This is a genomic window from Streptomyces sp. NPDC050617, assembly GCF_040654795.1.
Classification (GTDB): Bacteria; Actinomycetota; Actinomycetes; order Streptomycetales; family Streptomycetaceae; genus Streptomyces.
In genome coordinates this window covers 473258-485808 of sequence record NZ_JBFAIS010000001.1, presented here as the reverse complement: position 1 = coordinate 485808, position 12551 = coordinate 473258, and the positions used below count along the sequence as shown (strand labels likewise).

Genomic DNA, 12551 nt, shown 5'->3' with positions numbered 1-12551 from the left:
CGAGCGGGAATTGATGCTAGGACCATGAATGCGGTGACCGACGCCTAGGAGCCGTGATGCACAACGACCGACCACTGGTGGAAGGGCGCCTGGAACGGGCGCTCAGCCAGTTCATCCGGCCCGCGCAGTACGCGGAGCGGACCCCGCTGGTGCTCGCCGTCTGGCACGCCCCCGGCGAGCCCGTGCCCGTACAGGAGGCGCTGAAGGGGACGTACGAGCCCTTCGCGACCGGCACGGCCTGGGGGCGGCCCTGGTCGACGAGCTGGTTCCGGCTGGACGGCGCGGTGCCGGACGCGTGGGCGGGGCGGCGGGTGGAGGCGGTCATCGACCCCGGCTTCTCGGGCGACGGGCCGGGGTTCCAGGCGGAGGGGCTGGTCCACGACGCCTGCGGGGTGCCCATCAAGGGCATCCACCCCCGCAACCGGCATGTGGCCGTCGCCGCCCGCGCCGCCGGGGGCGAGCCGGTCCACCTCCTCCTGGAGGCCGCCGCCAACCCGGCCGTACTGCGCCACGGCTTCGCGCCGACCCGCCTCGGCGACGTCCTGACCTCGGGCGACGCGCCGCTGTACCGCTTCGCCTCGGCGGACCTGGCCGTGCTGGACGAGAACGTGTGGCACCTCCTCCTCGACATCGACGTGCTCGTCGAGCTGATGCGGGAACTGCCCGCCGACCGGTCGCGGCACCACGAGATCCTGCGCGCCCTGGAGGACCTGCTGGACGCGCTGGACCTGCACGATGTCGCGGGGACCGCGGCGGCGGGCCGGGCCGCGCTGTCCGAGGTGCTCGCCCGGCCCGCGCACCCGAGCGCGCACCGCGTCTCGGCGACGGGCCACGCGCACATCGACTCGGCGTGGCTGTGGCCGCTGCGCGAGACCGTGCGCAAGGCGGCCCGTACCTTCGCCAATGTCACGGAGCTCGCCGACGAATATCCGGAGCTGGTCTTCGCGTGTTCGCAGGCGCAGCAGTACGCGTGGGTGAAGGAGAATCAGCCGCACATTTGGGAGCGCATCAGGCGGGCGGTGCAGGAGGGGAATTGGGTGCCGGTCGGCTCGATGTGGGTCGAGTCCGACGCGAATATGCCAGGAGGCGAGGCGCTGGCCCGTCAACTGGTGCACGGGAAACGCTTCTTCCTGGAGGAGCTGGGGGTGGAAACGGAGGAGGTGTGGCTGCCCGACTCCTTCGGCTATACCGCCGCTTTCCCGCAGCTCGCCAGGTTGGCCGGAATCCGCTGGTTTCTGACCCAGAAACTCTCCTGGAACCAGTCGAACCGAATGCCGCACCACACCTTCTGGTGGGAGGGCATCGACGGCACCCGCGTCTTCACGCATTTCCCTTCGGTGGACACTTACAACTCCCAGTTCAGCGGCGCGGAACTCGCGCACGCCGAGCGGAATTTCGCCGAGAAGGGACGCGCCACGCGCTCGCTCGTCCCGTTCGGCTGGGGCGACGGGGGCGGCGGGCCGACCCGCGAAATGCTGGAGCGGGCCCGGCGGCTGCGGTCGCTGGAGGGGTCGCCGCGCGTCGAGATCGAGCGGCCGGCGGCCTTCTTCGCGGCGGCCGAGGAGGAGTACGGGGCCCAGGCGCCCGTCTGGTCCGGGGAGCTGTATCTGGAGTTCCACCGGGGCACGTACACGACGCAGGCGAAGACGAAGCAGGGCAACCGCAGGTCCGAACACCTGCTGCGAGAAGCCGAGTTGTGGGCTACGGCGGCGTCTCTTGACGTGCCGTCATACGTCTATCCGCACGACGCGCTGGACCGGCTCTGGAAGACGGTGCTGCTGCACCAGTTCCATGACATCCTGCCCGGCTCCTCCATCGCCTGGGTGCACCGCGAGGCGCGCGACACCTACGCGCGGGTGGCCGCGGAGCTGGCGGAGATCACGGCGGAGGCGGTACGGGCGCTGGGCGAGGGAACGGGAGAGGGAGCGGGAACGGGAACGGGCGCGGGAACGGGCCGGGGTGGCGGCGGCGCGGGGCTCGCCGTGCTCAACGCCTCGCCGTACGGGCGGCACGAGGTCGTCGCCGTCGACCGGGACGCGGCACGGGCGCTGCCGCCCGGCGTCCGCACGCAGGGGCTCCCCGACGGGCGGGTGGCGGTCTACGCCGCCGCCCCGGCACTGGGCTCCGCGCCGCTCGGTGCGGCCGAGCCCCAGGAGGCGGAGGCGGTGGGCGCCACCGCCGAGGACGCTTCGTACGTGCTCGACAACGGCCTGCTGCACGTCACCGTCGACCGCCGTGACGGGCTGGTCACGTCCGTACGGGACCTGACCGCCGGGCGCGAGGTGCTGGCCCCCGGCGGGCGCGGCAACCTGCTGCAGCTGCACCCCGACCACCCCAACCAGTACGACGCCTGGGACATCGACCGGCACTACCGGCGCAAGCACACCGACCTCACCGACGCCGAGTCCGTCGAGCTGACCGCGGCGGGGCCGCTGCGCGCCGAGGTCACGGTCGTACGGGCCTTCGGGGCGTCGCGCGTCGAGCAGGCGGTGCGCCTCGACGCGGGGGCGCGGCGGCTCGACGTCGTCACGGACGCCGACTGGCACGAGTCGGAGAAGGTACTCAAGGCCGCGTTCCCGCTCGATGTGCACGCCGAACGGAGCGCGGCCGAGATCCAGTTCGGGCATGTGCACCGGCCGACGCACGCCAACACCAGCTGGGACGCGGCACGTTTCGAGATCTGCGCGCACCGCTGGCTGCGGGTCGCCGAGGAGGGCTACGGCGTCGCGCTGCTCAACGACTCGACGTACGGGCACGACGTGACGCGGACCCCGCACGAGCGCGGGCTCGGCACGACCGTACGGCTCACCCTGCTGCGCGCCCCGCACAGCCCGGACCCCGAGACCGACCAGGGCGCGCACCGCTTCGCGTACGCGCTGCTGCCGGGGGCGGCGGTGGGCGACGCGGTCGCGGAAGGGCTCGCGCTCAACCTGCCGCTGCGGGCGACGGCCGCGCCCGCGCGCCCGCCGCTGGTCTCGGTGAGCCATCCGGCGATCACCGTCGAGTCGGTGAAGGCGGCGGAGGACCGCGGCGGTGATGTGGTGGTGCGGCTGTACGAGTCGCGGGGCGGACGGGCCGACGGGGTGCTGCGCGCCGGGTTCCCGGTCGCTCGGGCGGAGGTGACGGACTTGCTGGAACGGCCGCTGGAGCCGGCCGATTCGGGGCCGGAGGGGATTGCGGTGTCGCTGCGGCCGTTCCAGATCCTGACGCTGCGTCTGAGCCCGACTGTGGAGTGACTACCCGTCAGGGGCGGGGCACGTTACGGAGGTTGGAGCGGGCCATCTGGAGCATCCGGCCCACTCCGCCGTCCAGCACGATCTTCCCGGCGGAGAGCGCGAAGCCGCTGACCATCTCGGCGCTGATCTTCGGCGGGATGGAGAGGGCGTTCGGGTCGGTGACGATGTCCACGAGCGCCGGGCCCTTGTGGGCGAAGGCGTCGCGCAGCGCGCCCCGCACCTGCTTGGGCTTCTCGACCCGCACGCCGTACGCGCCCGCCGCCCGCGCGATGGCCGCGAAGTCGGGGTTGTGGTTGGTCGTGCCGTACGAGGGGAGCCCGCCGACCAGCATCTCCAACTCGACCATGCCCAATGCGGAGTTGTTGAAGAGGACCACCTTCACCGGCAGGTCGTACTGGACGAGCGTGAGGAAGTCGCCCATCAGCATGGAGAATCCGCCGTCGCCCGACATCGAGACGACCTGCCGACCCCGGTCGATGAACTGCGCGCCGATCGCCTGCGGCAGGGCGTTGGCCATCGAGCCGTGGGTGAACGAACCGATCACCCTGCGGCGGCCGTTGGGGGTGAGGTAGCGGGCCGCCCAGACGTTGTTCATGCCCGTGTCGACGGTGAACACGGCGTCCTCGGCGGCCTCCTCGTCCAGGATCGAGGCCACGTACTCCGGGTGGATCGGCACGTGCTTGTCGACCTTGCGGGTGTACGCCTTGACGACGCCTTCGAGCGCGTCGGCGTGCTTCTTGAGCATCTTGTCGAGGAACTTGCGGCTGGGCTTGGCCCGCACCTTCGGCGTCAGGCAGCGCAGCGTCTCGCGCACGTCGCCCCATACCGCGAGGTCGAGCTTGGAGCGGCGGCCGAGGTGCTCGGGGCGCACATCGACCTGGACGATCTTCACGTCGTTCGGAAGGAAGGCGTTGTACGGGAAGTCGGTGCCCAGCAGGATCAGCAGGTCGCACTCGTGCGTGGCCTCGTACGCGGCGCCGTAGCCGAGCAGGCCGCTCATGCCGACGTCGTACGGGTTGTCGTACTGGATCCACTCCTTGCCGCGCAGCGCGTGCCCCACCGGGGACTTCACCCGCTCCGCGAACTCCATCACCTCGTCGTGCGCGCCCGCCGTGCCGCTGCCGCAGAACAGGGTGACGCGGTCGGCGTCGTCCACCATCCGGGCGAGCGCCTCGATCTCGGCGTCGCCCGGCCGCACGGAGGGGCGCGCGGTGACGATGGCGTGCTCGATGGAGCGCTCCGGGGCCTGCTCGCCGGCGATGTCGCCGGGGAGCGAGATGACGCTGACGCCGCCCTGGCCGATGGCGTTCTGGATGCCGGTCTGCAGGACGCGCGGCATCTGCTGGGGGCTGGAGATCAGCTCGCTGTAGTGACTGCACTCGCGGAACAGCTGGTCGGGGTGGGTCTCCTGGAAGAAGCCGGTGCCGATCTCGCTGCTCGGGATGTGGGAGGCGATGGCGAGGACGGGGGCCATGGAGCGGTGCGCGTCGTAGAGGCCGTTGATGAGGTGGAGGTTGCCGGGGCCGCAGGAGCCGGCGCAGGCCGCGAGCTTTCCGGTGAGCTGGGCCTCGGCGCCCGCCGCGAAGGCCGCGACCTCCTCGTGGCGTACCTGGATCCAGTCGATGGCGGCGTTACGGCGGATGGCGTCCACGATGGGGTTGAGGCTGTCGCCGACGACACCGTAGAGCCGCTGCACCCCGGCCCTCACCAGGATGTCCACGGTCTGCTCCGCCACGGTCTGCTTCGCCATTGCGCGCTCGTCCCTTCGGGTGCTGCCGGTCGCTCCCGTACCGGTCGTGCGGGAGCCACCCTCCATCAACCCACGGATCGCGCCGCTATGCCTCCCAGACGACGCACGCGGTGCGGTCGTCGGCGTAGCCCTTCACGCGCAGCTGCGCGTCGGCCAGGAAGGCGGCGAGGCCGGGCGGCTCCGCGCCGGGCCCGCCGCCGGCCGTCCAGCGCTCGGCGAGGCGCTCGCCGAACGCCGGCTCGCCGCGCAGCGGCTCGGCGAGGCCGGGGCCGCAGAGGAGGAGGGCGTCACCGGGGAGGCCGGAGCAGAGCTGGAAGCGGAAGGGTTCGGTGGGCGCCTGGCCGGAGCCGGGCTCCGCGCCTGGGCCTGTTCCTGGATCTGGGCCTGGACCTGTCCCTGGATCTGAGCCTGAGCCTGGACCTGGACCTGGACCTGGACCTGGACCTGGGCCGATGATTCCGAGATCGACGGTGATGCGGTCACCGCCGGCCTGTGCGCCCGTCTGCTCCAGGTCCTCCCAGACCCCGCCACGGAGTCTGAAGAGACCGCCGTCGCCGACGCCGAAGAAGACGCGTGTGCCGCACTTCGGGTCGGCGGGCAGCAGCAGACAGCGCAGGGTGGCGGAGTACTCGGCCGGATGGCGCCCCAGCTCATGAGCGCGGGCCCGCAGCCGCCCGTACGAACGGTCCGTGAGCCGGTGCAGCCCGGACTCCAGCGCACCGCGGTGACCAGTGCGGATGTCCTCCGCCAGGCGCTCTCGGCTGCGCCCGACGGCTCCCCCGATCCATTCGCAGGCGTCGCGCGCGGCGCGATGCGCGTCGGACGCGGCCCGCGCCCCACCGGCCACGGCCACCAGCACCAGCCCGTCCTCCCCGCTCCCGAACCGGGCGATCAGCAGCGCGTCCCGCCGCGCCTCCCCGCGATACCGCGCGGAATCCCCCCGCAGGGACACCGCCCGCAACGTCACCGCCCCGCACCGCGCCCCCTCCAGCACCGTGTCCGGCACCAGTCCGCCCAGATCGGCGGGGTCGGCTTCAGGGAGCGCGGTCGGCTCGGCTTCGTAGGTCGGCGGCCGATCCCCTACGAAGTCGATGCCGGAGTCGGTGCCGAAGTCGGTGCCGGGAGCCGGTGGTGACGCGGTTGCGTTCACGACCGCGTCAGCGGCTTCGGCCGCCGGGGCGCTCACGGGCGCGTCGGAGGGGCTTCCGGCGGGGTGCGGAGCCGTCTCCGGCGAGCTGGGGAGCTGGACTGGACCCGCTACGTCCGGGGCTCCGGCCGCATACGGCTGACCGGGAGTATGGGGCGGACTGGCGGCGTCCGCGAAACCGGGGAGGAGGGGCGGCCCCGCTGCGTCCGGAGCACCGGGCAGATCAGGCGGCCCGGCGACGGCCGGGGATTGCGGAAGGTCCGGTGGGCCGGCAACAGTCGGGGGCCCGGGGAGGTCCGATGGGCCGACAACCGTCGGGGGCCCGGGAAGGTCCGATGGGCCAGCAACCGTCGGCGGCACGGGAAGGTCCGGCGGCCCGGCGACAGCCGGGAACCCTGGCAGGCCCGGCGGCCCGGCCGGGGCCGGTGGCCGCTCTGGGTCCCAGGGGCCGTCGCCCTCGACCGGGCCGAAGGCCGGGGCGTCGGCGTCGGCCGTCGGCCCCGGGGACCACCAGGCGAACGGCGCCCCCTCCCCCGGAAGGCCGGGCGGTGGCGGGGCGGGGATGACGTCAGTCGGCGAAGCCGGTGGGGGCGGAGCCGGGGTTTCGGCCCATGGGCCGGGCGGCGGAGGAACCGTGTCACTCGTCGGCGCGGCCGGTCTGGAGGAGTTCGTGTCGGGCTGGGATTCGTCGTACAACTGGGTCCACCAGTCGTCGGCGTTGCCGTCGTGCTGCTCCCCCTGCTGGTTCATGCCCTTATTGTCCACAGTCCAGGGGATCCGGGAACAGTGCCTCCGAAGGTACTGCGGTACGGCGGGACCCGGCGTGCTGCCGGCCGGGCCCCGCCCCGGGGTCACCGCACGTCGTAGGCGCGGGTCACCGTCTGGGTGACCGAGTTGCCCTTGGCGTCCGTCAGGGAGACCTTCAGGGTCACCTGCTTCCCGGAGGCGCCCGCGTGGTTCACCACCGCGGCCCAAGTGCCCTTCTTATGGGTCACCTCGGCCGCCTTCCACGTCTTGCCCGCGTCGTACGAGTACGACAGCGACGCCTTCGTGATCGCGCCCGGCTCGTACCCGGCGTGGCCGCCGGCCGACAGGGCGATGCGCTGGCCGTCGGCGTCCGGGAGGGTGTTGAGGCCGTCGACCGGGAGGTCGTAGGAGGGGAAGAGGACGGGGAGCCCTCGGGAGTAGACGTCGGGTTCGCGGTGGGAGCGGAAGTTCCACGTGGTGGTGGTTTCCGTGGAGCGCGCCCAGTTGCGGTCGGAGCTGGCCAACTTCGTGGTGTTCAGCTGGAGTTCGTACGCGGCGTCGCCGTCCGGGACGTCGAAGACGCCGTACGGGTACGGGCTCTCGCCGATGGTCGTCCCGTTCCGGCGCAGCGTCATGTTGCCGATGTCGCCGAACGACCCGCCGTACGACCAGTGGTCGCCCGAACCGTCGTTCCAGAACGCGGGCTGGACGCCCATCCGGCTGCCCTGCCGCTCCGCCACCAGCAGCCGCTTGCCCTGCGCGTCGCGCGCGGCGTCCGGCCGCAGCACGCCGCGGTACCACTCCTCGCTGCGGCGCTGACCGGCGCGGTACGTGCGGTCCTGGTCCTGGAGGACGGCGGCGAAGGGGAAGGTGGTCTGCGCCTGGTGCTGCCAGCTGCCGCCTCCCGGCGTGTAGAACTCCGTGCGGGTGCTGGGCGCGTGGACCTGGTCGAAGACGCCGATGCCGATGGTCGCGGCGGGGTTCCACGTGGGCCGCAGCGACACGATGTCGGCGTAGTCGGCGGCCTTGCCGACCGCGTTCCAGCGGGCGGTGACGGCGGCGAGCTTCTTGTCCCGCGCCCGGTAGGCGCGGTCGGAGCCGATGGGCCCGCGCTCCGGGTACGAGAGGTTGTAGACGTACGGGCCCTTGGCGTCGGAGCCGTACGCGCGCCAGCTGCTGCTGAACTCATACCCGCCGTCCCTGGCCTTGCCGACCACGGAGGCGTAGACGTTCTTGACGTCGGCGGGCGCGCTGAGCGAGCCGGCCATCACCCAGGTGTCGTCCCACCAGCGCCCGTACGACAGCACGGTGCGCCGCACCTCGGCCTTACGGTCGGTGCGCACGCTGAGGCGGTGCGCCGTGCGCGCGTCGAGGACGACGGTGGTGTCCTTCTTGAGGGACAGTTGCGGGTGGGCCACGTAACTGACCGAGTCGGGCGCTGAGTTGTCGTCATTTCCGCCGCTCGTCACGAAGCTGCTCAGCAGGTAGTCGCCCGGCCTCACCTGGAACATCTGCTCCTTGGCCCCGTCATTGACGCGCTGCTCCCCCGTGCTGGCGTCGGTGTTGACCACGTCGAGCGAGGAAGCCCCCCGCGCCGGCGCGCCGTCCCGGTCGATGAGCTTTACCCGGAGCGTGACCGTCTGCGGCTGGATGTGGAGCGTGAAGGGCACGGACACCCGAACCCCCTTGCCCTTGGCGAGGATTCGGCCCGAGACGTCGCCGTACTGGGCGTGCGTCAGCCGCGCGCTCGGGTCGAGCCGCAGCGGCACCCGCACCGTGCCGGCCGCCGGAACGGTGATCTGCCGCTCGCCGATCCGCGCCACTCGGGAGCGGATCGGAGACCCGTCGTCGCCGCGCACGCCGTCCACGGAGAGCGTCAACTTGACGTCGGTTCCTGTGGTGTTGGTGTACGGCACGTCCACGCTCGTACGGTCCGAGGCGTCCTGCGGCCAGCTGAAGCTGCCGCCCTGCACGGCGGGGGCGCCGAGCACCTTCTGCCGGTAGGCCAGGCCCGCGTCGAGCCGGCCGCCGCCGGTCTCGTCCGCGCCGCCGACCTTTCCGCCGGTCTGCGCGGAGCTCACCAGCGCGGCCTTGACCTGCTGGGCCGTCCAGTCGGGGTGCGCCTGCCGGACGATGGCCGCGGCACCCGCGACGTGCGGGGTGGCCATCGAGGTGCCGGACATCGTCTGGTACGCGTAGACGCCGCGGCCCCCGGCCGCGGCGGCGGAGATGCCGACGCCGGGCGCGGCGATCTCCGGCTTGAGGGTGTGCGTGGTGAGCACCGGGCCGCGGCTGGAGAACTGCGCGGTGGTGTCGTCGCGGTCGACAGCGCCCACGGTGAGGACGTCCGGTACGCAGCCGGGCGACGTGACCGACGGCTTGGCCGGTCCGGTGTTGCCCGCGGCGACGACGAAGAGCGTCTTGTCGCCGTGCGCGAGCCGCGCCGCGGCCTCGCTCATGGGGTCGGTGCAGTCGCTGGGCTCCAGGGAGCCGAGGCTCATGGAGACGACGTCGGCCTTCTGGTCGACGGCCCACTGCATGCCCGCGATGATCCATGAACTCGCGCCGGAGCCGCCGTCGTCGAGGACCTTGCCGATGAGCAGGTCCGCCCCCGGCGCCACGCCCTTCTTCTTTCCGCCGCTCGCCGCGCCCGAGCCGCCGACGGTGGACGCGGTGTGCGTGCCGTGGCCTTGCCGGTCGTCGGTGGAGGGCGAGTCGGTGAAGTTGCGGGAGTCGGCGACGCGTCCCTTGAGGTCCGGGTGGCCGGCGTCCACGCCGGTGTCCAGGACGGCGACCTTCGCCCCCTTGCCGTCGTACCCGGCCGCCCACGCCTTGTCCGCGTTGATCTGCTTCGTCGACCGGTCGAGGGTGGTGGTGACCTTGCGGTCCAGCCACAGCTTGCGCACCCCGGAGCCGGCGCGGGAGCGGCCCTCGGTCACGTCCTGCCACAACCGGCCCGCCTGCTTCTTGTCGGCCTTGAGCGCGACGCCGTCCACCGCCGGGAGCAGCAGTCCGCGCCGCGTTCCGCGCGGGGCGGCGGGGGCGCCGCGGGCGACGTCCACGGAGCGGCCGTAGGTGGCGATGAGCGGCAGGTCGCCGGTGTGGGCGTCGTCGTAGCCCTGCCGGATCAGGCCGGTGACGTTGAACAGTTCCTCGTCGACCCGCTTCGCGGCGAGCGCCGCCGTCGCGGACTCCGGGTAGACGTAGAGGTCCTTGCCCAACTGCCGGGTCCGTACGAGCGGTTGGCGGCCCTGCGAGTCCGGCAGGGGGGTGGCGGTGCTGCGGCCCCGGCTGTCGGTGACGACCTGGACCCGGTCGCCGGTCACCAGCGTGACGGTCGCGGCGCTGCCCTGCTTCGCCGCCGCTCCCGCCGCCTCGCTGCCGACGATCGGTCTCCTGCCCGCGTCGCCACCGCCGTGCGGCGCCCCGGCCGCTGACGGTGCGAACGCGGTGACGGCCAGGACGGCGGCGCTCGCCGCCGCCAGGGCCGTACGCGATATCGGACGCATCGATCTCCTCAATCTCCCCGAGCGGTGCGCCCGAGGGCGCGGTGTCTCCGGTGGCGTGTCAGCCCGCGACAACGGCTCCCGCCGGTGCGGGAGCCGCCGTCCGGTGCTGCGGTGCCGTCACATTGGCAGAGCGGCGGGGAGTGCGGGGATGATGTCCGAGGCGGAATTGTGCCGTGGCTCATTTCCGCCAAGGGGTGACGGAACCGGTGGTGGAACCGGCGGGAACGGTCCTATGGGGAGGGCACATCGCATGCTGACCGCGCTCGGTCTGGACGAGGCGCAGGAAACGGCCTACCGGACGCTCGTGGCGCTCGGCGCGGCCGAGCTGACCGACCTCGCGCACCGGTTGACGCTGCCGGAGGAGGAGGCCGTACGCACCCTGCGCCGCCTGGAGCGCCAGGGGCTGGCCGCGCAGTCCTCCGCCCGCCCCGGCCGCTGGGTCGCGGCGCCGCCCGCCGTCGCGCTGGGGGCGCTGCTGACCCAGCAGCGCCACGAGCTGGACCAGGCGGAGCTGGCGGCGGCGCTGCTCGCCGAGGAGTACCGGGCCGAGGCCGCGGAGCCCGCCGTGCACGACCTGGTGGAGGTGGTGACGGGTGCGAGCGCCGTGGCGCACCGGTTCCTGCAGTTGCAGCTGGGGGCGGCCGACGAGGTGTGCGCCCTGGTCACCGGGGTTCCGCAGGCGGTGACGGGGATCGAGAACGACGCGGAGGAGCAGGCCGCGCAGCGCGGCGTCCGCTACCGCGCGGTGCTGGAACGCGCGGTTCTCTCCGGCCCGCACGGGCTGGCCGAGCTCTCCGCCGCCCTCGGCCGCGACGAGCAGGTACGGGTCGTGGACCGGGTCCCCACCAAGCTCGTGATCGTGGACCGTACGCTCGCGATGGTGCCGCTGACCTCGCGGTCCGCCGAGCCCGCGGCCCTCGTCGTGCACGCCAGCGGGCTGCTCGAATCGCTGATGGGGCTCTTCGAGGCGGTGTGGCGCGACGCGCTGCCGCTGCGCCTGGGCGTGGCGGGCTCGGTCCACGAGGACCCGGCGGAGGGGCCGGACGGCACGGATCTGGAGATCCTGTCGCTGCTGCTGGCGGGTCTCACGGACGCGAGCGTCGCCAAGCAGCTCGATCTCGGGCTGCGGACGGTGCAGCGGCGGGTGAAGGGGCTGATGGGGCTGGCGGGGGTGACCACCCGGCTGCAGTTGGGGTGGCACGCGTACGAGCGGGGCTGGGTGTCCCGCAGCGGGCGGTGACGGGGCGAGGGGGCTGCGTGCGTACACCGGCACGCGCGAGGTGAACCGGCACGCGGGCGCGCGCGGGTCCTCTCCGGCGCACGCGGGCGGGCGGTAGCCGTACGTCCGCTTCGGCGGCGACCGGGAGGAACGGGGCGTGTGGGGCCCCCGCGCCCGTACGTGACGAATGTCGATATTCGCCCGGAAGCGGACCCGCACGGCTTCCGGCAACCTTGGCTTATGGAGACGCCGCAGCTACTCCTGGTCGGGCTGGTGATGCTGCTCGGCCTGCTGGGCGTGGTCACCCCCGGCGTGCCGGGGCCGCCGATCGTCTGGGCCGGCGTGCTGTGGTGGTCGATGACCGCGCGGACCACGCTCGCCTGGGGCGTACTGGCCGGTACGACCGCGGTGCTGCTGCTGAACCAGGCGGTGCAGTGGCTGCTGCCGGCCCGTTCGCTGCGCGGCGCGGGCATCACCCGGCGCACGTTCCGGCTGGCCGGGGCCGCCGGGGTGGTGGGGTTCTTCGTGGTGCCGCTGGCCGGGGCCCCGCTGGGGTTCGTCGCGGCGATCTACGGCGTGGAGCGGCGGCGGCTCGGCGGCCACGGCCAGGCGTGGGCGTCCACGCGGGGCGTGATGCGGGCGATCGGGACGAGCGTGCTGGTCGAGCTGTTCGCCTGCCTGCTGGCGGTGGGCGCGTGGGCGGGCTCGGTCGTCTGGGGCTGACGCCCGGCCCGTACGGTCGCGAGGACCGCACCGCTGTGAGGATCGCACCGTCGCGAGGATCGCACCGTCGCGAGGGCCCCCCACTCATCGGATCTCTGTCAGAACTATTGACGTCGTCTTCCGCGCTTCCTACGTTCCTCCGGTGGAAACCTCGGATGAATCGGCCGACCCGATGCATCGGCTGACGGACGCATCGGCCGACGGACGAGTCAGCCGGATC

Annotated in this window: 6 protein-coding genes; 3 read left to right on the top strand and 3 right to left on the bottom strand. The window is 73.0% G+C overall.

Going from position 1 to position 12551, the window contains the following annotated elements:
* Positions 1 to 56 precede the first annotated feature (56 nt).
* Complete coding sequence (locus tag AB0I49_RS02020; RefSeq protein ID WP_363224795.1) at positions 57 to 3236, top strand: glycoside hydrolase family 38 C-terminal domain-containing protein; 3180 nt, start codon at positions 57 to 59, stop codon at positions 3234 to 3236.
* Positions 3237 to 3243: 7 nt separating this feature from the next.
* Here the strand turns inward: AB0I49_RS02020 and AB0I49_RS02015 are convergent, their stop codons facing one another.
* From AB0I49_RS02015 to AB0I49_RS02005, 3 genes are all read right to left on the bottom strand, one after another.
* Positions 3244 to 4986 carry a pyruvate dehydrogenase gene (locus tag AB0I49_RS02015; protein WP_363224794.1) on the bottom strand — a complete coding sequence of 581 codons (1743 nt, stop codon included), beginning with the start codon at positions 4984 to 4986 and terminating at the stop codon, positions 3244 to 3246.
* Between the two features lie 85 nt (positions 4987 to 5071).
* A complete protein-coding gene (locus AB0I49_RS02010) occupies positions 5072 to 6136 on the bottom strand; it encodes a protein phosphatase 2C domain-containing protein (protein ID WP_363224793.1) in 1065 nt (354 codons plus the stop codon).
* 848 nt (positions 6137 to 6984) lie between these two features.
* Entirely contained in the window at positions 6985 to 10389 is a 3405-nt protein-coding gene (locus AB0I49_RS02005; protein ID WP_363224792.1) for a S8 family serine peptidase, read from the bottom strand.
* Between the two features lie 250 nt (positions 10390 to 10639).
* Here AB0I49_RS02005 and AB0I49_RS02000 point away from each other — a divergent pair, with 250 nt between their 5' ends.
* Together AB0I49_RS02000 and AB0I49_RS01995 are read left to right on the top strand one after the other, a co-directional pair.
* Complete coding sequence (locus AB0I49_RS02000; RefSeq protein WP_363224791.1) at positions 10640 to 11629, top strand: helix-turn-helix domain-containing protein; 990 nt, start codon at positions 10640 to 10642, stop codon at positions 11627 to 11629.
* A gap of 219 nt (positions 11630 to 11848) precedes the next feature.
* Entirely contained in the window at positions 11849 to 12331 is a 483-nt protein-coding gene (locus tag AB0I49_RS01995; RefSeq protein ID WP_363224790.1) for a DUF456 domain-containing protein, read from the top strand.
* Positions 12332 to 12551: the final 220 nt, after the last annotated feature.

What these genes read in the sequence shown, in the direction of transcription:
- AB0I49_RS02000 (WP_363224791.1), top strand. Translation starts at nt 10,640, where the DNA reads ATGCTGACCGCGCTCGGTCTGGACGAGGCGCAGGAAACGGCCTACCGG.
- AB0I49_RS02020 (WP_363224795.1), top strand. Translation starts at nt 57, where the DNA reads ATGCACAACGACCGACCACTGGTGGAAGGGCGCCTGGAACGGGCGCTC.
- AB0I49_RS01995 (WP_363224790.1), top strand. Translation starts at nt 11,849, where the DNA reads ATGGAGACGCCGCAGCTACTCCTGGTCGGGCTGGTGATGCTGCTCGGC.
- AB0I49_RS02015 (WP_363224794.1), bottom strand. Translation starts at nt 4,986, where the DNA reads ATGGCGAAGCAGACCGTGGCGGAGCAGACCGTGGACATCCTGGTGAGG.
- AB0I49_RS02005 (WP_363224792.1), bottom strand. Translation starts at nt 10,389, where the DNA reads ATGCGTCCGATATCGCGTACGGCCCTGGCGGCGGCGAGCGCCGCCGTC.